Genomic DNA, 19739 nt, shown 5'->3' on the forward strand with positions numbered 1-19739 from the left:
GGCCCTACTGTCGTTGATTCGCGTGGCGTTGCGCCCGGCGCCCGGTGGGGCGGGCGGGCGGTCCGGCGCCGCGGTTCGGATCGCCCCTGTTGGAGGTGCACGACGGATGACGGGTGGAGTGCCACAGCCGCCGTTGGCCATCGCGGCCGACGGCTCCTACGCGGCCCGACTGGTCGCGCGGGGTCAGGGTGGCTGGTGTCCGGAGCGGTGGACGCTCCAGGGCCCGGAGCCCTACGCGGTGTTGTTGCCGGCCGACCAGCCGGAGGAGCCGGACAGTCCGGTGCTGCCGCTGGCCGACGGGCGGGTGTTGATCGGCCGCCGCACGGAGGGCCGTTACCACTTCTCGCTGCTGTACCCGTCGGGTCCCGACACCGGGGAGTTGGCGTTGGGCGCGGTGGAGTGCGAGCGGTTGACGCTGCTCCCGCCGGCGCCGGACGGGACCCGGGTCTACGCGCTGGCGCCGCAGGCGGGCGAGGCGTCGGGGACGGCGCTGTGGCTGGTGTGCGGGGGCGCGTTCGGCCCGGAGTTGGTGACGGTGCTGGCCGGTGCCTGTTCGGGCGGCGCCTGGCTGGACGGCACCGGGCGGCTGTTGGCGCTGAACCGGACGGACGCCGCTGGCCGCACCCGGGCGGTGACGGTGGACGTGGAACACGGCGGTGAGCCGGCCGAGTTGCTGCGGATCGCGGAGGACAGCGACGATCGGCTGCTGCTGGCCGACTACGACAGCGGGCTGCTGCTGGTGCGGTCGGACGCGCCGGGCAGCGACCGGATCGGCTGGGGGGTGCTGGGCAGCCACCGGCCGGTGCGGTTCCCGGAGAGCCTGCGGCCCCGGGGGGTGCGGGTGACGCCGTTCGCGGTGCAGCCGGGGCAGGTGCTGATGCCGGAGCACTGCGCGGTGGCGCTGTGGTTGGCGACGGCCGAGGCGGAGTGGGTGGCGGTGTGGCGGCCGCAGCAGCGGGAGTTGCTGCATCTGGCGGCGCCGGCCGGCTGGTTGCCCGGGGTGGGCCGGTTCACGGTGGACGGGGACCTGCTGTTGCCGTTCGTCACGGCGCAGTCGCCGTGCGGGGTGGCGCGGCTGCCGGTGCCGGTACCGCCGCCGGGCGCGGGGCGGTCGGCGGCGGCCGAGCCGGCGGCGTTCCCCGCGCCGGCCGGGGAGGCGGCGCCGCGGCACGAGCCGGCGGCCGGCAACGAGTCGCTGCCGCCGGGCACGCCGGCGGAGCCCGGGCCCTGGGCGCCGGCGGCCGAGCCGGCCGGCCTGGCCGCGGACCTGGCCGGGCTGGGGGAGCTGCCGGCTGACCTGCCGGCCGGGGTGTCGGCGGCGGACGCCGGGGTGCCACCGCCCCGGATCGAGGCGGCCGGGCCGGCCGAGCCGCCAGGGGGCGGCGGCGAGGCGACGGGCGTGGCCAAGCCGGTGCCGCTCCAGCAGGCCCCGTTGGCCGGCTCCCGCTGAGCCCGGCGGCGCGCCGGCCCCCCTTGCGGGCCGGCCGGGCGGATAGGGCAGCATGGGCGCGGACGGGCACCAGTGGTACAGGGGGGACGCGTGGCGGAGGACGAGGGCGGCATCGCCCCCGCGCCGGAGGTACGTGCCGCCTTCGAGGCGGCGAGGGGCTTCATGCCGCTGGACGAGGGCCTGGCGCTGTACGCGGCGGCCGTCGAGGCGGCCGGGCTCGGCCTGCCGCTGCTGGAGATCGGCAGCTACTGCGGCCGGTCCACGCTGCTGCTGGCGGACGCGGCGCGGGCCGCCGGCACGGTCGCCGTCACGGTGGACCACCACCGGGGCAGCGAGGAGCAGCAGCCGGGCCAGGAGTACGCGGACCCGGAGTTGGCCGATCCCGAGCAGCCGGGCCGGATGGACACGCTGCCGTTCCTGCGCCGGACGCTGGCCGCGGCCGGCCTGGAGGAGCACGTGGTCGCCGTGGTGGGCGCCTCGCCGGTGGTGGCGGCGGCCTTCGGCGGGAACGGCGGGGGCCGGTTCGGGCTGGTCTTCGTGGACGGCGGGCACACCGACGCGCACGCCGGCGCGGACTACGCGAGTTGGGCGCCGGCGCTGGCCGTGGGCGGGCTGCTGGTGATCCACGACGTGTTCCCCGACCCGGCGGACGGCGGGCAGGCGCCCTACCGTGTCTGGTCGCGCGCGCTGGCCAGCGGCGCCTTCGTCGAGGCGGGCCGGACGCGTTCGCTGCGCGTGCTCAGACGGGTCGGCGCCGGCCACTGACGGCGGGGGGCGGCCCGCCTCCGTCGACGAGGTCACAACAGCATCACAAGCGTGTCGCCTGGGAAACAGTCAACCCCTCCCGCGCATCCGCCGCGCGGTTCATCCGTACGATGGGCTGGCCCCGACGACCGACCATGACGACGAGAACGACTAAGGATCTGACGTGAACAACCGCTCGCTCTCCCGAGGCGACGCTGGAGTGATCGGAGCAGCGGTCCTGCTCTTCATCTCCTCGTTCCTCGAAGCCCGTTCGGCGCCAGGCTTCGACTGGTCCGGCTGGTCCGCCGACCTGTTCCCGGTCCTGCCCTCGGTCTTCCTGGCCGGGATCATCGGCGCGGGCCTGATCGTAGGGGCGCGCTTCCTGCCGCAGCCCGACAAGGTGATCCTGGGGCTCAAGCTCAACCAGTGGGGCATCGCGCTCTCGGTGACCTCCGCCTGGGCCGGGTTCTGGTCGCTGGTCGGCGGGTTCGAGGGCACCGACGCCGGGGTCGGCCTGATCCTGGGCTTCATCGCGGCGCTGGCGCTGGCCGGCTTCGCCGCCGCCACCCCGATGGTGCCGGCGCTCCAGGCGCCGCTGACCACCTCCTCCCCCGCGCAGCCGGGCCAGCCCGGTCAGCCCGGTCAGCCCTACGGTGGCGTGCAGCAGCAGCCGGGCTACGGCTACCCGGCCCAGCAGCAGCAGCCGCAGCCGGGCGGGTTCCAGCAGCCGGCGCCCGCGCAGGCCGCCGCCGACCCGAACTTCCAGCCGTTCTGGTTCGCCGTGCCGGCCGCCAGGCCGCTGTACGGCGAGGACGGCTCGCCGACCCCGGTGGCCGAGCTGGCCCCCGGCACCTGGTACCTGGCGGTCGAGCAGCGGGGCCAGACCCTGGTGGCGCAGACCCAGGACGGGCGGCGCGGCGTGCTGCAGGACACCTCGGGCATCCAGCGCGGCTGAGCCGATCTGTCCGCGTGACGGCGCGGGAGTTCGCGGTCGAGGTCAGCGGGGGCAGTCGCGGCAGTCGCGGTCCAGGCCGCGGGGCAGGCGGGCGCCGCCGAAGACGGCGGTGGTCGGCGGGTCCCCGGTGAGCGCGGCGACGGCCAGCAGCACCGCGCCGGCGGTCCAGGTGGTCTGCTCGACCGGCCAGAACGCGTCGTCCGGGTAGACGTACCCGGTCCAGTACCGGCCGTCGGCGGTGCGCAGCCGGCCGATGGCGCGGAGGATCTCGACCGCCTCCCGTTCCCGCCCCACCGACCAGAGGGCCAGGGCGAGTTCGGCGCTCTCGCCGCCGGTCACCCAGGGGTTCTCCCGGACGCAGCGCACGCCGAGCCCGGGCACCACGAACTCCGCCCAGTGCCGGTCCAGTCGCTCGCTGGCGGCCTGCCCGCGCACCGCGCCGGCCAGCACCGGGTAGTACCAGTCCATCGAGTAGCGGGACTTGTCGAGGAACAGCTCCGGGTGGCGGCGGACCGCGTGGCCGAGCCGACCGGCGGCGATCTCCCAGTCGGGCTGCGCCTCGCCGGCGAGTTCGGCCAGTGCCAGGGCGCAGCGCAGCGCCTGGTAGCCGGAGGCGGAGCCGGTCAGCAGCGCGTCCGGCACGGCCCGCCCGTCGGCCTCCTGCCGCCAGCCCAACTGGCCGCCGTCTCGCTGGAGTCGGAGCACGAAGTCGACGGCGGCCCGCACCGTGGGCCACAGCCGGCGGCGGAACGCGTCGTCGCCGGTGGCGAGGTAGTGGTGCAGCACGCCGACCGCCGGGTAGGCGCAGAAGTTGCTCTCCCGGCCGAGGTCGCTGGGTCGGGTCGGGTCGCCGTCGGCATAGCCGGCGTACCAGGAGCCGTCCGGGTTCTGGTGCTCGGCCAGCCAGTCGTAGGCGGCGGCGGCGCGCCGGTGTTCGCCCGCGGTGTCCAGCGCCATGGCCGCCTCGACGTGGTCCCAGGGGTCGAGGTGCTGGCCGGTGGACCAGGGTATGGCGCCGTCGGCGCGCTGTTGGCCGGCGATCCAGCCGGCGGTCGCCTCGGCCTGGGCGGCGGTGAGCACCCCGGGCAGCACCAGCCGGCCGGTCTCCTCAGCGCCCGCCACGGTCCACCTCGCCGCCGGCGACCGGCGAACCGGTGCCGTGGGTGGGGGACTTGGCGGCGGGCGGCTCGGTCGCGGGCGATGGCGCGGCGTGCGGCTTGGCGACGTGCGGCTTGGCAACGTGCGCTTTGGTGACGTGCGGCTTGGTGACGTGCGGCTTGGTGGCGTAGGCCACGAAGCTCTTGCCGAGCACCGGGTTGAGGGCGCGTTCGGCGACCCGGGTGGCCAGCGGCTTCTTCATCAGGTCCCAGACCAGCAGCCTGTGGTAGGCGCGCACCGGCAACGCGCGGTCCTTGTCCACCCCCACCGCGCACTTGAGCCACCAGTAGGGCGCGTGCAGCGCGTGCGCGTGGTGGGTGCCGTACGGCCGCAGGCCGGACTCGCGGAGCCGGGCCAGGAGTTGGTCGGCGCGGTAGATCCGGATGTGCCCACCCTCGACCTCGTGGTAGGCGTCGCTCAGCGCCCAGCAGACCCGCTCGGGCCCGTACCTGGGCACGGTCACGGCGATCCGGCCGCCCGGCCGCAGCACCCGGACCGCCTCGGCCAACAGGCCCTTGTCGTCGGGGATGTGCTCCATCACCTCGGAGACGATCAGCGCGTCGAAGCTGTCGTCGGGGAACGGCAGCGCCAGCGCGTCGCCCTCGACGGCGATGGCCGAGGCGCCGGCCGGGGCTTCGCCCGCCTCCCGCATCGCGGCCAACCAGCCGGCGACCTCGCGCACTTCGGCGCCGTCGCGGTCCAACGCCACCACCCGGGCGCCGCGTCGGTAGCACTCGAAGGCGTGCCGGCCGGCGCCGCAGCCCAGGTCCAGGACGCGGTCGCCGGGGGCGAGCGGGAAGCGGGAGAAGTCCACGGTCAGCACGTGGTCAGCCCTTTCTGTGGTCGGTCGGCACGGCACGGGGCGGCCCGGGGCGGTCGGTCGCTGGGGGGCGTTGAGGGAGCGGTCGGGCGGGAGGAACTGGGTGGTCGGGTGGGAGGAACTGGGTGGTCGGGCGGGAGGAACGCAGCGGTCGGCGGCGGGGGTTGGCCCCGTCGGGCTGGCGGGGCGGCGGGCGCGGGTGGTCAACGGACGGTGCGTGGCGCTGAGTTGCGGGACGGCGCGGACGTGGGTCGGTTCGACGGGCGGCGGGTGGTGCGGGACGGGGCGGCGACGGGTGGGCGACGGAGGGGGTCAGCGGGGCGCGGGGGCGCCCCGGGTGCGGCCGGGGCGCTGCGCGGCGATGGCCGCCCGGTAGTGGTCCGCGGTGGCCCGCGCCGTGTGCTGCCAGGTGAAGCGGCCCAGCACCCGCGCCAGCGCGGCGGCGGCCAGCCGTTCGCGCAGCGGGGCGTCGTCCAGCAGCCGGCCGAGCGCGGCGGCCAGCGCCTCGGCGTCGCCCGGCGGCACCGCCAGGCAGGCCTCCCCGTCGGGGCCGGTGACCTCGGGGATGGCGCCGCCGGTGGTGGCCACCAGCGGGGTGCCGGCGGCCATCGCCTCGGCGGCCGGCAGACAGAACCCCTCGTACAGGGAGGGCACGCAGGCGAGTTGGGCGCCGCGCACCAGGTCGGCCAGCTCGGCGTCGCTGATGCCCTTGACGAACTCCACCGCCCGGCCCAGCCCGAAGCGTTCCAGGGCCTCGTGCACCGGCCCGGTGGTGGGCCGGTTGCCGACCACCACGAGGTGGGTGTCGGGGCGTTCGGTGCGCAGCTTGGCGAGCGCCTCGACGAGGTGGACCAGCCCCTTGAGCGGGGCGTCGGCGCTTGAGGTGGTGACGATCCGACCCGGCACCCTGGGCACCGCCGGGTCGGGGTGGAAGACCCGGGTGTCCGCGCCGATCGGCACCACCGCGACGCGGGCCTCGGCCACCCCGAAGTCCTCGACGATCTCCCGTCGTGAGGAGCTGGAGACGGTGAGCACGTGCGGCAGCCGGCGGGCCACCCGGCCCTGCATCCGGGTGAAGCCGTACCAGCGGCGCACCGCGTACCGGCGGCGCCAGCCCTCGGCGGCGGCCAACTCCAGCCGGCGGTCCACGGTGATGGGGTGGTGGATGGTGGTGACCAGCGGCAGGCCGAGCCGCCGGCTGCCCAACAGGCCGTAGCCCAGTGTCTGGTTGTCGTGCACCACGTCGAACTCGTGGCGGCGCGCGGCGAGTTCGCGGCGGGCGCGGAGGGAGAAGGTGAGTGGTTCCGGGAAGCCGCCGGTCCACATGGTGCCGACCTCCAGCAGGTCGATCCAGTCCCGGTACTCGCCGCGCCTCGGGGTGCGGAACGGGTCGGGCTGCCGGTAGAGGTCCAGGCTGGGCAGCCGGCGCAGGGTCACCCCCGGCTCCGGGTCCAGCTCGGGGTAGGGCTGGGCGCCGATCACCTCGACCTGGTGGCCCAGCGCGGCCAGCTCCCGGGAGAGGTGGCGGACATAGACCCCCTGACCGCCGCAGAACGGGTTCCCCTTGTAGCTGAGCAGCGCGATCCTGATCGGGCGATCCGCCCCGGCCTCCGCCGCCACACCCGCTCCCTCGGTCGTTCCGCACTGTCCTCACGCGCCGGCGCGTGCCGGCGCGTGCGTACCTACTCGCGGGTACGCACCCTACTCGCCCGTCGACGGGGGGAATTGCGGCGGGTGGGGCGATTATCACCCTGGCCGGGGGCGGACACCAGGCTGCCCCCCGGTCCGCGGCGCAGGGCGGCGCGGCGGGCGGGGCCCGGCCGGCGGGGGCGAGGACCGGCCAGGGCCGGCGGCCGGGGAAGCCCGGTCGTTCCCCGGCCGGCGCCCCGCCGGTGCCCTGGGCCGCGGGGTCAGCGCCGGCCGACGGTGGCCGAATCCAGGCCGTTAGAGTGACCCCCATCAGTTCACTCACGAGCGGGGGAAGCCGGTGCGAATCCGGCGCTGACCCGCAGCCGTGATCGCGACGCCCGTGGGCGCCCGCGTGAGCCGGAACGCCCGCCCGTGAAAGGCACTGGCTTCGGTCGCCGCCCGGCGACCGGCACCGTCGAGGAGTACGGCGTCGCGCCCGGTGCCGCTTGGCGCTGCGCGCGCCATGGCGGTCAACGCGCCGGCGGCCGGCACAGCGAAAGGCTTCCGCGTGTTCTTCCCCCGTAGCTCGGTCAGGGGCGCGCCGCACGGCGCGGCGCCCGACGCCGCCGACGCGCGCGCCCGGGCGCGGCGCCCGGCGTTCGCGCTGCCGACGGCCGTCGCGCTCGGCGCGCTGGCCGTCGGCGTGGCGGCGGCGCCGGCCGCGGTCGCCGACGAGACGGCACCGGTGCCGGCCGAGGCCCCCGACGGCCTCTTCGGCGACGCCGACCCGCAGTACGACGGCGTGTGGCGGCAGTCCTACGCGCTGCTGGCCCAGCACGCCGTGGGCCACGACACGGCGCCGGAGGCCGTCGACTGGCTGGTCCAGCAGCAGTGCGCGGACGGCTCGTTCCTCCCCTTCCGGGCCGACCCGGCCGAGCCCTGCGCCGACGTGACCGCGGCCGACTCCAACGCCACCGCGCTGGCCGTCCAGGCGCTCGCCGCCGTGGGCGGGCACCAGGACACGGTGGACGCCGGGGTGTCCTGGCTGGCCGGGGTGCAGAACGAGGACGGCGGCTGGGGCTTCAACCCGGGCGCCGCCAGCGACGCGAACTCCACCGCCGTGGTGGTCGGCGCCCTCGTGGCGACCGGCGCCGACCCGGCCGAGACCCGGCGGGACGGCAACTCGCCGTACAGCGCGCTCGGCACCCTGCAACTCGGCTGCGACGCGGCGGAGGACGAGCGCGGCGCCTTCGCCTGGCAGCCGGACCCGGAGTCGGGCGAGCTGTTCGCCAGCGACATGGCCACCGTGGACGCGGTGCTCGCCGCCTACGGCAGCGGGCTGCTGGTGGACCCGGAGACGCCACAGGCGCCGGTGACCCCGCTGGACTGCGCCGGCTCGACGGACGAGGGCGAGAGCACGGACGAGGGTGAGGGTGAGGAGGGCCGGGACGGCGCGGCCGACGGCACCGCCGCCCCCGACGAGGAGCCGAGCCCGCAGGCCCGGGCCGGGTCGGCCGGCGCCGCCCAGCTGGTCGAGGTGCTGGCGGACGGTGACGACCACCTGGTCTCCACGCCCCCGGGCGGGGAGCCGCAGCCCGACTTCGCCAGCACGGCGCGGTCGGTGCTGGCGCTGGCGGCCGGCGGTCACCGGGAGGAGGCCGAGGCGCCGCTGGAGTGGCTGCGCGCGCACCACACCGAGTGGGCCGACTACGCCCAGAACCCGACGGCGCTGGGCCTGCTGGTGCTGGCGGCGCACGCGACCGGCGGTTCGGCCGAGGACTTCGGCGGCACCGACCTGGTGGCCCAGCTCGGCCAGTTGGGCCCGGCGGCGGCCGACCAGAACGGCGCGGGCGAGGACGCCTCGGACGACGGCGGATCGAGCCCGGTGCCGTGGATCATCGGCGGCGGTCTGGTGATCGGCATCGGCATCGGCGCCCTGCTGAGCTTCCGCCGCCGTCCGGAGACGGACGCGGAGACGGGCCAGGAGGCGGACACCGACACCGACGCGGGCCCGGCGGACGGGCCGGCGGACGGCGCGGCGGCGGCCGGCGGCGAAGCGGCCGGGAACGGGGCCGCCGGTGGCACGGCGACGGCCGGCGGGGCCGCCGAGGCGGCGGACGCCGACGGTGACGCCGGGGCCGGCGGCGGGGCCGGGGCAGGCGATGGCGCCGACGCCGACGTTAGGACGGCGGCCGGCGAGGCAACCAGCGGCAAGGGCGCGGCCGATCAGACGACCGACGCCGAGGACGGGCGCGGCACGGACGCGGCCGGCCGGGAGGCCGGCGAGCGGCGGCCTGACCAGCCGTGAGTGACGGTCGGGCAGCCTCGACGGGTGGGGGCAGGACCGCCGGCCCCCACCCGCCCCACCGGCGCGCGGGCGCACCCGCGCGCCGGCTCGCACGCCTGCTGGTGGCGGGTCTGGCCGCGCTGCTGGTGGCCGCCCCGGCGGCGGTCGCCGCCGACACGACGGCCTACCGCTACTGGTCGTTCTGGACCTGGGACGCGGCCGAGGCCGGCTGGGTCTACGCGGCGGAGGGTCCCGGCACCGCCCGGCCCGCCGACGGGGCCCTCGTCGGCTTCCGGTTCGGCGTGGGCGCGGAGGCCGACGACCGGCGACAGCCGCGCGGTGACGCCGGGTTCGCCGACATCTGTGGCGCGGCGCCGGACGGGCCGAGCGTGGCGCTGGTGCTCGACTTCGGCACCGCCGCGGACGCGCCGGCCGGCGCCGAGCCGCCCGAACCGCGCGCGGAGTGCCTGCCGCTGCCGGACCGGGCGACGGTCGCCGAACTGCTGGCCGAGGCGGCGCCCCCGTTGCGCTACGACCAGGCGGGGCTGCTGTGCGGCATCGCCGGCTACCCGGAGCGGGGCTGCGGCGACGAGGTCGGCGACGGCGCCGACCAGGCCGCCGAGGGTGACGAGGCCGGCGGGGGCGGCTCGGCCACGGTGCCGCTGCTGGTCGGGGCGGCCGGGATCGGGCTGCTCGGGCTGGCCGGCTGGGCCCGCGCCCGGCGCCGTGCCGACTGAACCGGCCGGCGCCCGCCCGGCTCGCGGCCGGCTGCTGGGCGCGTTGCGCGCGCCGGTCGCGGCGCGCGGCAACGCGCTGCACGCCGGCGCGTGGTGGCTGTGGGCGCTGGGCCTGGCGACGGCCGCCTCCCGGACCACCAACCCGCTGCTGCTTGGCCTGCTGGTCGCGGTGGCCGGCTATGTGGTGGCGGCCCGCCGCACCGACGCCCCCTGGGCCCGGGCCTTCGGGCTGTTCCTGCTGCTCGGCGCCGTGGTGGTGGCGGTGCGGGTGCTCTTCGCGCTGCTGCTCGGCTCGCCGATCGGCGGGGCGCGGGTGCTGTTCACGCTGCCCGAGGTGCCGCTGCCGGAGTGGCTGGCCGGGGTGCGGCTGGGGGGCCGGGTGACGGCCGAGGCGCTGTACTTCGCGTTCTGCGACGGCCTCCGGCTGGCCACCCTGCTGATCTGTCTGGGCGCGGCGAACGCGCTCGCCGACCCGGCGCGGCTGCTGAAGTCGCTGCCGGGCGCGCTCTACGAGATGGGAGTGGCCGTGGTGGTGGCGATGCAGTTCGCGCCCCGGCTGGTCGGCGACCTGGTGCGAACGCGCCGGGCGCAACGGCTGCGCGGGCGCGCGGATCGGGGCGCGCGCTCCCTGGTGCGGGTGGCGCGTCCGGTGCTGGAGGGCGCGCTGGAGCGGGCGGTGGCGCTGGCCGCGGCGATGGACGCCCGGGGGTACGGGCGGACGGCCGCGGTGCCGGCGGGGGTGCGGCGCACCACGCACGCGTTGTTGCTGGGCGGGCTGTTCGGGGTCTGTGTGGGGAGTTACGGGCTGCTGGCGTCGGCGGGCGCCGGCTTCGGGCTGCCGCTGCTGCTCGCCGGGGCGCTGGCCGCCGGCGGCGGGCTGTGGCTGGGCGGCCGGCGGGGCGCGCGCACCCGGTACCGGCCGGACCGTTGGGGTGCCCGGGCCTGGCTGGTGTCGGCGGCGGGCGCGGCGGCCGCGGTCGGCGTGGTGCTGACCGGCGGCGCCGATCCGGCGGCGCTCAACCCGCCGGCCGTGCCGTTGACCGTGCCGGCGCTGCCGCTGACCGCGGCCGGCGCCGTGCTGCTGGGACTGGCCCCGGCGCTGGTCGCCCCGGTGCCGGCGGCCGGCCGGCGGGCCGGGCGCGGGGAGGTCGCGCGGTGATCCGGTTCGACTCGGTCTCGGTGCGCTACGCCGAGGACGCGGCACCGGTGCTGGCCGGGGTCGATCTGACGGTGCCGGAGGGCGAGTTGTGCCTGCTGGTCGGGCCCTCGGGAGTGGGCAAGTCAACGCTGCTCAACGCGGTCTGCGGGCTGGTGCCGCACTTCACCGGCGGGGTGCTCGGCGGCCGGGTCACGGTGGCCGGCCGGGACACCGCCGAGCACCCGCCGCGGGAGCTGGCCGACGTGGTGGGGACGGTGGGCCAGGACCCGCTGGCGCACTTCGTCACCGAGACGGTGGAGGACGAGCTGGCCTACGGGATGGAGTCGCTCGGCGTGCCGGCGGACGTGATGCGGCGGCGGGTGGAGGAGACGCTCGACCTGCTGGGGCTGGCCGAGCTGCGCGACCGGCGGCTGGACTCGCTCTCCGGCGGGCAGCGGCAACGGGTGGCGATCGGCTCGGTGTTGACGCCGCACCCCCGGGTGCTGGTGCTGGACGAGCCGACCTCGGCGCTGGACCCGGCCGCCGCCGAGGAGGTGCTGGCGGTGTTGCAGCGGCTGGTGCACGACCTGGGCACCACGGTGCTGCTGGCCGAGCACCGGCTGGAGCGGGTGGTGCAGTACGCGGACTCGGTGCTGCTGCTGCCGGGCGCGGGCCGGGCGCCGGTGCTGGGCGACCCGGCCGAGGTGCTGGCCCGGTCGCCGGTGCGGCCACCGGTGGTGCGGCTGGCCGAGGTGGCCGGCTGGTCGCCGGTGCCGCTCTCGGTGCGGGACGCCCGGCGGCGCGCCACCGGGCTCCGCGAGCGGCTCGCGAGCCGGCGCTCGCCGGCGCCGCGCGCCGGGCGCGCGGGCCGGGCGGGAGCGCCGCTGGCCGAGGTGCGCGAGCTGACGGTGCGGCGCGGCGGCGTCGAGGTGCTGCGCGGGGTCCGGCTGTCGTTGGCGGCCGGCGAGACGGTGGCCCTGATGGGCCGCAACGGGGCCGGCAAGTCGACCCTGTTGGGCAGCCTGATGGGGCTGCACACCCCACAGCGCGGCGGCGTAGGACTGGCCGGAGCAGGAGCGGAGACCGAGGCGGCCGGCGTGGTGCCGCACCGGACGGCGCCGCGCGACCTGCTGCGGCACGTCGGGCTGGTGCCCCAGGACCCGCGGGACCTGCTCTTCGCCGAGACGGTCGCCGAGGAGTGCGCCACGGCGGACGCCGAGGCCGGCGCGCCGGCCGGCGGCTGCCGGGCGCTGGTGCGCCGACTGCTGCCCGAGGTGCCGGACGAGGCACACCCGCGGGACCTGTCCGAGGGGCAGCGGCTGGCCCTGGCGCTGGCGGTGATCCTGGCGGCCGCTCCCCCGCTGCTGCTGCTCGACGAGCCGACCCGAGGCCTGGACTACGCGGCCAAGGAGCGGCTGGTGGCGATCCTGGACGAGCTGACGGCGGCCGGCCACGGGGTGCTGCTGGCCACCCACGACGTCGAGTTGGCGGCCGAACTGGCCGACCGGGTGGTGGTGTTGGCGGACGGCGAGGTGGTCGCCGAGGGGCCGACGGCCCAGGTGGTGACCGGCTCCCCGGCCTTCGCCCCCCAGGTGGCCAAGGTGTTGGCGCCGGGGCCCTGGCTGACCCCGGGCCAGGTGGCGGCCGCCCTGGCCGACAAGCCGGCGGGGCCGGCGGGTACGGCCGCCGAAGCCGCCCCGCCGGCCGGGAAACCAGAACCGCCGGCCGGGGAGGCGGGACCACCGGCCGGGCAGCCCACGTCTCCCGACCCGCCCACCGCGCGGCAGCCGCCCGCCGGGCCGGCGCCGGGGCGGCTGGCCGCTCGGGGCTGGTGGCGTCGGCGGGGCGGCTCGTGAGGGGCACCGGGCGGCGGGTGGCACCGGTGCCGCTCGGCCCGCGTTCGGTGCTCGCGCTGCTGCTGGTCTCGGCGGTCGGGGTGGCCGGCTTCGGCTGGCCGCTGCTGGCCGCGCCGGGCTCGGGGCTGGCCCACTCGGCCGACGCCCCCTGGCTCTTCGCGCTGCTGCTGCCGCTGCTGCTGGCCGTGCTGCTGGCGACGGTGGCCGAGGCGGGACTCGGGGCGAAGGCGGTCGCCATGCTCGGGGTGCTGGCCGCGGCGGCCGCCGCGCTCCGGCCGCTGGGGGCCGGCACCGCCGGACTCCAGCCGATGTTCTTCCTGCTGGTGCTGGCGGGGCGGGTGCTGGGCCCCGGCTTCGGCTTCGTGCTGGGCGCGCTCTCGCTCTTCGCCTCGGCGCTGCTCACCGGCGGGGTCGGCCCGTGGCTGCCGTTCCAGATGCTGGCCATGGGCTGGGTGACGATGGGCGCCGGGCTGCTGCCCGGGGCCGACCGGCTGCGCGGGCGGGCGGAGTTGGCGCTGCTGGCCGGCTACGGGGTGGTCGCCTCGCTGGGGTACGGGCTGGTGATGAACCTCCAGGGGTGGCCCTACCTGGCGGGCATGAGCAGCGGGATCTCATTCGTCCCTGGCGATCCGCTGCCGGCGAACCTGGGACGGTACCTGGCCTATGTGGTGACCACCTCGCTGGGCTGGGACGTGCCCAGGGCGGTGCTCACCGCCGGGCTGATCCTGCTGTGCGGCGGCACGGTGCTGCGGGCGTTGCGGCGGGCCACCCGGCGGGCGGCCTTCGACGCGGCGGCCCGGTTCACGCCGGCGGACACCGTCCGGGACGCGCCGGCCGAGACGCCTGCGGTGGCCGCACCCGAAGCGCCGGCGCGCGCGGACGGAAACGCGCCGGGTGACCCGCCGGCGCGCGGCACACCCCCGCCGTAAGCCACCCGCCGACAGGCGCCCGCCACCCGCCGGCAGGCGCCCGCGCGCGGAGCGCGCCCCGGCCGCCCCGCCGTAGGCCGCCTCGGCGGCTCCGGTCCGTCGGCCACCTCACGGCGCGGTGGTGTGCGTCTCCAGCATCGTCCGGGTGGCCGGGCCGTAGACACCCGGCTGGTCGCCCGTCACCCCGTAGGCCATCTGGAAGCGGGCCACCGCCTCCCGGGTCTGGGTGTCGTAGCGGCCGTGCGCCTCCCCGTTGTAGACCCACCGCAACTGGCGCAGCCGGTTCTGCAACTCCACCACCGCCGGCCCCTGGTCGCCCTCGACCAGGGTGCCGTCCGGGTCCGGCTCGGGGTCGGGTTCCGGGTCGGTCGGCTCCGGGTCGGTGGGCTCCGGCTCGGCCGGCGGCGAGGTCTCCGGCTCGGGCGCGGTGGGCTCGGGGTCGGGCTCCGCCGGCTCGGTCGGCGGTGTCTCGGGCTCGGAATCGTGCGGGCCGGGCCCGGTGGGCTCCGGGTCGGCTGGCTGTTCCGGGGTGGCCGGCGGTTCGGGCGCGAACGGGTCATCGGGCCCCGGATCGGCCGACTCCTCGCGCTCGGGCGTGGGCCGGGGCGCGTGCTCCGGCTCGTCGGCCTGTTCCTCGCCGCCGTCCGGCATCACCAGGCTGGGCGAGGGCGGCAGGGTCTGGAAGGCCTCCTCGTTGCGTCCGCCGCCGTTGAGGAAGGAGGCGGCCAGCGCGGTGCAGCCGACGACGGCGGCGACGGCACCCCCGGCGGCGAGCGAGATGCGGTTGCGGGGGCGCGGCTTGCGGTGCGAGGGGGTGGGCCGGGTCAGCGTCACCGGCACCTCGACGCCCAGCTGCTCCAGGCCCGGGCCCCACTCCCGCCAGGGCGCCCCCGGCCGGGCCCTGGGGCGTTCCTCGTCGAGCGGGAAGAGCGCCACGTCGGCCGGGTCGGGCTCGTGTTGCGCGGGGCCGACCGGCTTGGAGAGGGAGTGCGTCAGGCAGTCACAGCTCGGCTCGCCACTCGGCAGCCACAGACGGCCACAGATCAGACAGTCGAGCCGGTCCGTCACCGCGCCTGCCCTCCTGGTCGGTTGGCAGCGATTATGCACCACCCCCATGGGTGAACGTGGGCCAACTTGTTGGGGAAGCCGAGGCGGACAAAAGCCAGCAAACTGACGGTGGGGCCGACCGTTTCCGGTCATCCCGCAGCCGCCAGCGACCCCAGGAGGCAGCCATGGCCACGGGGCCCTCCCCCGCCGACGCCGCCCTGCCGTCGCACCGGGAGGGGGCGGCGCGCGGCCGGCTGCTGCTGTCCATGGCGGCGTTGCTGCTGGGGCTGTTCCTGGCCGCGCTCGACCAGACGATCGTCGCCACGGCGCTGCCCACCATCGTCGGCGACCTGGGAGGTCTCGAACACCTCTCCTGGGTGGTGACCGCCTACCTGCTGGCCGCCACGGCCGGCACCCCGCTGTGGGGGAAGCTGGGCGACAGCCACGGCCGCAAGGGGCTCTTCCAGCTCGCCATCGTCATCTTCCTGGTGGGTTCCGCGCTCTGCGGCCTCGCACGGAATATGCCAGAGCTGATTGCCTTCCGGTTCGTCCAGGGGCTGGGTGGCGGTGGCCTGATCGTGCTGTCGATGGCGATCGTCGGCGACCTGGTCTCCCCCCGGGAACGGGGCCGGTACCAGGGCCTGTTCGGCGCGGTCTTCGGCACCACCAGCGTGCTGGGGCCGTTGCTCGGCGGCCTGTTCGTGGACCACCTCGGCTGGCGCTGGGTGTTCTACATCAACCTGCCGTTCGGCGCGCTGGCGCTGGTGGTGGCGGCGACCGTGCTGCACATCAGCGCCGGGGACCGCCGGCACCGGATCGACTACGCCGGCACCGCGCTGATCGCCGCGTTCGCCATCGGCCTGGTGCTGGTGGCCTCGCTGGGCGGCACCACCTGGCCGTGGCTGTCCTGGCAGGTCGTCGGGCTCGCGGTGGTCTCGGTGGTGTGCCTGCTGGCGTTCGTCCGGGTGGAGCGGACGGCGGCCGAGCCGGTCTTCCCGCTGGAGCTGTTCCGGGTGCGGACGTTCGCGCTGTGCGGGGCGATCTCGTTCGTGGTGGGCTTCGCGATGTTCGGCGCGATGACCTACCTGCCGACCTTCATCCAGGTGGTGCACGGGGTCTCGCCCACCCTCTCCGGGGTGCGGCTGCTGCCGATGGTGCTGGGCATCCTGCTCTCCTCCACCCTCTCCGGCCAGCTGATCAGCCGCACCGGCCGGTGGAAGGTCTTCCCGGTGGTCGGCACGGCGGTGACGGCCCTCGGGCTGCTGCTGTTGCACACCCTGGACGAGCGCAGCGGCATCGCGGTGATGAGCGTGTGGTTCGCGGTCTTCGGACTGGGGCTCGGGCTGGTGCTCCAGGTGATGGTGCTCGCGGTGCAGAACGCGGTGGAGTACCGGAATCTGGGCGTGGCGACCTCGGGGGTGACGTTCACCCGGTCCATCGGCGCGGCCTTCGGGGTGGCGGTGTTCGGCACGATCTTCAGCCACCGGCTGGGGGACGAGCTGCACGCGGCGCTGCGCGGGGTGGCGCTGCCGCCGGGGGTGAGCGAGGACCGGCTGCTGCACGATCCGCAGCGGGTGGCGGCGCTGCCGGCGGCGGCCAGGGAGAGCGTGCTCGGCTCCTACTCGGACGCGATCACCAGCGTCTTCCTGTACGCGGTGCCGCTGCTGGTGGTGGCGCACGCGTTGGCCTGGGCGCTGCGGGAGGACCCGTTGCGGGAGGGCGTGTTGGCCCCGGACCTCGGGGAGAGCGTGCCACCCAACCCGGTGGAGCGGACCTCGCGGGCGGAGTGCGCGCGGGCGCTGTCGGTGCTGGGCAGCCGGGCCGGCCGCCGGGACCTGTACGCGCGGATCGCCGCCGAGGCGGGCACCGACCTGCTGCCGGCGGCCTGTTGGCTGCTGCTGCGGATCAAACGGTACGGCTCGGCGGAGCCGGGGCTGCTGGCGGAGCGGACCGGGGTGCCGCTTGAGGTGCTGTTGCAGGCGGCGCAGCAGTTGGAGGAACGCGGCCTGGCCGCGCGGGAGGGGCATCCGCTGGTGGCCACCGAGGCGGGGCGGGCGGTCACCGAGCGGCTGGCGCGGGCCAGGGAGGCGGCCCTGGCGGAGCTGCTCGGCGACTGGTGGGGGCCACAACGGCCGCGCGACCTGGTCGAGTTGGTGCACGAGTTGAGCGGCGAGCTGGGTGGCTCGCGGGCCGAGTGGCCCCGCTCGACCGGCTGACCGCCGGCGCCGCGCGGGGCGTTGGGGGCGCGCGGGGCGTCGGGGGCGGCGACTTCCCGGGTGAACGCTCCGGGAACGTCACGGTAACGCGGGCGTGATGGGGTGGCGCGACGCCACCCCCGTTTTGTATCGTTGAAAAACAAAGTGGCCCCGCCCGCTCCCCGACCGTTGCCGGGCGGGACCACTTCGTGCCCCCCGCGACGCCCCGCGCGCCCGCCGCCACCGCCAACCTCCCCAGACGACGCCCTGATCGGACCGCTACCGAAGGACGGCCCCCCTTGCGCACCACAGAGACCGTTGGCGTGTTCAGTGCCCTGCTGCTCGACATGGACGGCACCCTGGTCAACTCCGATGCCGTGGTGGAGAGAGTCTGGCGCCGGTGGGCCGTGGAGCAGGGGCTCGACCCCGCCCTGGTGCTGCCGGTGGTGCACGGCCGGCAGGCGCACTCCACCATGGCCGAGCTGCTGCCCGACCGCCCGATGGAGGACAACCTCAGGGACAACGCGCTGATGCTCGCCGAGGAGGCGACGGACGTCGCCGGCGTCACCGCCATCCCCGGCGCCCGGGAGTTCCTGGCGGCCATCGAGGACGCCCCGCACGCCCTGGTGACCTCGGCCGACAGCGCCCTGGCGAAGGCCAGGATGACCGCCGCCGGGCTGCGCATCCCCGACCACCAGGTGACCGCCGAGTCGGTCAGCGCCAGCAAGCCGGACCCGGAGGGCTTCCTCAAGGCCGCCCACGACCTCGGCGTGCACCCCTGGGACTGCGTGGTGCTTGAGGACTCGGCCGCCGGCATCGAGGCGGGGCTGACCGCCGGGATGCGGGTGGTCGGCGTCGGCCCCCGGGCCGCGGCGCACGGACCGACGGCCCAGGTGGACACCCTGGAACAGCTGCGGGTCCGGCCGGCCCCCGACGCCTGCGTCCGCCTGACCATCGTCGGCTGACCGCCGACCGAACGTCGGCTGACCGCCGTCGGTCGGCCGTCGACCGACCGGTTCCGGCCGGGGCCGTTCCCTGGCCGGAACCGGTCGAACGGGCGTCGAACGCACCTCGGCGGACGGGTCAGCCGCTGATCGCCTCGTAGAAGCTGAAGCCGGCCAGCACCAACATCAGCAGCGCCGCCACCCGGCTGATCACCCGCAGCGGCACCCGCTTCATCAGCGCCTTGCCACCCAGCACGCCGACGCCGGCCACCGCCCAGAGCGCCAGCACCGCGCCGACCGCCACCGACAGCGGATCGTCGTACCGGGCGGCCAGGTTGGCGGTCATGATCTGCGTCAGGTCGCCGAACTCGGCGACCAGGATCAGCATGAAGCCGCTGCCGGCCACCCGCCAGAAGGAGGTGCTGGCCGGCGTCCGCACCGACTCCGCCTCCTCGGCCTCGGGGTTCTTCCTGCTCTCCCGGAACAGCAGCAGCGCGCCGCCGAGGAAGAGCACCCCCACCACCGCCTGGAGCGGACGTTGCGGCAGCAGGGTCAGCACACTGCCGGCCGCGACCGCGAGCGCCACGTGGATGGCGAACGCGGCGGCGATGCCGGCGAACACGTAGGAGGCCCGGAACCGGGCGCCGAGCACGAGCCCGGCCAGGGCGGTCTTGTCGGGCAACTCGGCCAGGAACACGACGCCGAAGACGACGGCGGCGGTGGGGAAACTGAACACGGTAGACCTTGCTTGGGCTCGGGCCGCCGGCCGAGACACCTCGCGGGGAGCGCGGACCTCGGCACGGCAGCGTCCAGATGAACACTGTCGGCCGAAGGTCTCGCTGCGGCACGGCACAGGCCGTGGTCCGCTCCGGGCGCCGGGCCCGGCCGCTGGTGGCGGCGGGCCAGTATGTCGAACGCTCCGGCGTAGAGCTACTCCCCTTCAGTGCCCGCCAGCCTACTCGCTCAGCCCCGGCCGGTCTCCCCCGCCCGCGGGTCAGCGCCCGGCCGCTGCCCCGGCGGCACCGGCGGGGCCGGCAGCGGGTGCACGTGTCCCCCCTCGCCCGCCAGCACGGGCCCGTCGCCGGGCGCCGCGGCCGCCTGGTCGGTCGCCGCGGCCACCCGGCTCGGGTCGTCGGCGCCCGCCCCGTGGCCCGGGCCGCCGGACGGCGCGCCGGTGGCGACGACGCCGGGCGGCGGCGCGGGCAGCGGCGCCGCCGGCAGCGTCACGCCCGTGCCACGCCCGGACTGCGCGACGCCCTGGAACGGCAGCGTGAAGCACGCCACCCGGGCGCCCGCGTCGCCCGGCGTGCCGTGGTGCCCGGTGGCGGTGGCGTGCTCGTGGAGCACCACCGAGTGCGCCTCGTCCGCCCGGAACAGCCAGTCCTGCCGCGCGGTGGACCGGCCGGCGCCGCGCCCGTCGGCGGTGACGTCCAGCCACACCTCGTTCTCCGGGTTGGCGGCCCGCGGGTCGTCGCTCGGCTCGTCCTGGTAGTGCGGGCCCGAGTCCCCTGGCCGGTCACCGCAGGGGCTCGTGTGTACGTGGGCGCCGTAGGTGTGGCCCGGGTTGACCCCCTCGACCCGGAGTTCGACCCGGGTCCGCCCCTCGACGACCCGCTGGGTGACCGCGATCGCGGCCCCCGCCGGCACCAGTTCCTCGTCGTAGGTGACGGCCGCCTCGACCACGGCGGGCCGGAAGTCGCCGGCCGGCGCCGCGAACACGCCGGACCAGGACCAGCCCGACGCGTCGTCCGCCGCCGTCCGCTCGGCGGCCGCCGCCGGACCCACGGTGCCGGCAGCCGCGGCGAGCAGCACCGCCAGTCCGCCCGTGACCAGTGACTTCATGGTCTGCT

Annotated in this window: 16 protein-coding genes and 1 riboswitch; of the genes, 10 read left to right on the forward strand and 6 right to left on the reverse strand. The window is 76.9% G+C overall.

Features of this window, described 5'->3' with window-relative positions; genetic code table 11:
• Positions 1-106 precede the first annotated feature (106 nt).
• The 3 genes from RM844_RS10605 to RM844_RS10615 all read left to right on the forward strand — a co-directional run bounded on the left by RM844_RS10605 (position 107) and on the right by RM844_RS10615 (position 3149).
• Complete coding sequence (locus tag RM844_RS10605; RefSeq protein WP_311666779.1) at positions 107-1450, forward strand: hypothetical protein; 1344 nt, start codon at positions 107-109, stop codon at positions 1448-1450.
• A gap of 162 nt (positions 1451-1612) precedes the next feature.
• Positions 1613-2215, forward strand: coding sequence for a class I SAM-dependent methyltransferase (locus tag RM844_RS10610; protein WP_311666948.1), 603 nt, complete (start codon positions 1613-1615; stop codon positions 2213-2215).
• Positions 2216-2378: 163 nt separating this feature from the next.
• On the forward strand, positions 2379-3149 hold the full coding sequence (locus RM844_RS10615; protein WP_311666780.1) for a DUF5336 domain-containing protein: 771 nt from the start codon (positions 2379-2381) through the stop codon (positions 3147-3149).
• 42 nt (positions 3150-3191) lie between these two features.
• On the opposite strand, the gene RM844_RS10620 is transcribed toward RM844_RS10615, so the two are convergent.
• The 3 genes from RM844_RS10620 to RM844_RS10630 form a co-directional block, all read right to left on the reverse strand.
• Entirely contained in the window at positions 3192-4271 is a 1080-nt protein-coding gene (locus RM844_RS10620) for a prenyltransferase/squalene oxidase repeat-containing protein (RefSeq protein ID WP_311666781.1), read from the reverse strand.
• Positions 4258-5130 (reverse strand): class I SAM-dependent methyltransferase, encoded by an 873-nt coding sequence (locus RM844_RS10625; protein ID WP_311666782.1) that lies wholly within the window; start codon positions 5128-5130, stop codon positions 4258-4260. The genes RM844_RS10620 and RM844_RS10625 overlap by 14 nt, the downstream gene beginning before the upstream one ends.
• A gap of 309 nt (positions 5131-5439) precedes the next feature.
• Positions 5440-6747 (reverse strand): glycosyltransferase family 4 protein, encoded by a 1308-nt coding sequence (locus RM844_RS10630; RefSeq protein ID WP_311666783.1) that lies wholly within the window; start codon positions 6745-6747, stop codon positions 5440-5442.
• 323 nt (positions 6748-7070) lie between these two features.
• A riboswitch (cobalamin riboswitch) is annotated at positions 7071-7204 on the forward strand.
• 120 nt (positions 7205-7324) lie between these two features.
• Between RM844_RS10630 and RM844_RS10635 the strand changes: the two genes are divergently transcribed.
• The 5 genes from RM844_RS10635 (at position 7325) to RM844_RS10655 (ending at position 13703) form a co-directional block, all read left to right on the forward strand.
• Positions 7325-9064, forward strand: a complete 1740-nt coding sequence (locus tag RM844_RS10635) for a prenyltransferase/squalene oxidase repeat-containing protein (RefSeq protein WP_311666784.1) — start codon at positions 7325-7327, stop codon at positions 9062-9064.
• Between the two features lie 101 nt (positions 9065-9165).
• Positions 9166-9780 (forward strand): SCO2322 family protein, encoded by a 615-nt coding sequence (locus tag RM844_RS10640; protein WP_311666785.1) that lies wholly within the window; start codon positions 9166-9168, stop codon positions 9778-9780.
• Entirely contained in the window at positions 9770-10939 is a 1170-nt protein-coding gene (locus tag RM844_RS10645) for an energy-coupling factor transporter transmembrane component T (protein WP_311666787.1), read from the forward strand. The genes RM844_RS10640 and RM844_RS10645 overlap by 11 nt, the downstream gene beginning before the upstream one ends.
• On the forward strand, positions 10936-12774 hold the full coding sequence (locus RM844_RS10650) for an ABC transporter ATP-binding protein (RefSeq protein ID WP_311666788.1): 1839 nt from the start codon (positions 10936-10938) through the stop codon (positions 12772-12774). Before RM844_RS10645 ends, RM844_RS10650 begins: the two co-directional genes overlap by 4 nt.
• A complete protein-coding gene (locus RM844_RS10655; RefSeq protein ID WP_394814484.1) occupies positions 12747-13703 on the forward strand; it encodes an ECF transporter S component in 957 nt (318 codons plus the stop codon). Before RM844_RS10650 ends, RM844_RS10655 begins: the two co-directional genes overlap by 28 nt.
• Before the next feature lie 108 nt (positions 13704-13811).
• On the opposite strand, the gene RM844_RS10660 is transcribed toward RM844_RS10655, so the two are convergent.
• Positions 13812-14771, reverse strand: coding sequence for a peptidoglycan-binding domain-containing protein (locus tag RM844_RS10660; protein WP_311666790.1), 960 nt, complete (start codon positions 14769-14771; stop codon positions 13812-13814).
• Between the two features lie 164 nt (positions 14772-14935).
• Between RM844_RS10660 and RM844_RS10665 the strand changes: the two genes are divergently transcribed.
• Together RM844_RS10665 and RM844_RS10670 are read left to right on the forward strand one after the other, a co-directional pair.
• Complete coding sequence (locus RM844_RS10665) at positions 14936-16966, forward strand: MDR family MFS transporter (protein ID WP_311666792.1); 2031 nt, start codon at positions 14936-14938, stop codon at positions 16964-16966.
• 326 nt (positions 16967-17292) lie between these two features.
• Complete coding sequence (locus RM844_RS10670; RefSeq protein ID WP_311666950.1) at positions 17293-17910, forward strand: HAD-IA family hydrolase; 618 nt, start codon at positions 17293-17295, stop codon at positions 17908-17910.
• Between the two features lie 118 nt (positions 17911-18028).
• On the opposite strand, the gene RM844_RS10675 is transcribed toward RM844_RS10670, so the two are convergent.
• Entirely contained in the window at positions 18029-18625 is a 597-nt protein-coding gene (locus RM844_RS10675; protein ID WP_311666793.1) for a TMEM165/GDT1 family protein, read from the reverse strand.
• Positions 18626-18852: 227 nt separating this feature from the next.
• Positions 18853-19731, reverse strand: coding sequence for a superoxide dismutase family protein (locus RM844_RS10680; RefSeq protein ID WP_311666794.1), 879 nt, complete (start codon positions 19729-19731; stop codon positions 18853-18855).
• Between the last annotated feature and the right edge of the window lie 8 nt (positions 19732-19739).

This window comes from Streptomyces chisholmiae, from assembly GCF_031845445.1.
Lineage (GTDB): Bacteria > Actinomycetota > Actinomycetes > Streptomycetales > Streptomycetaceae > Streptomyces > Streptomyces chisholmiae.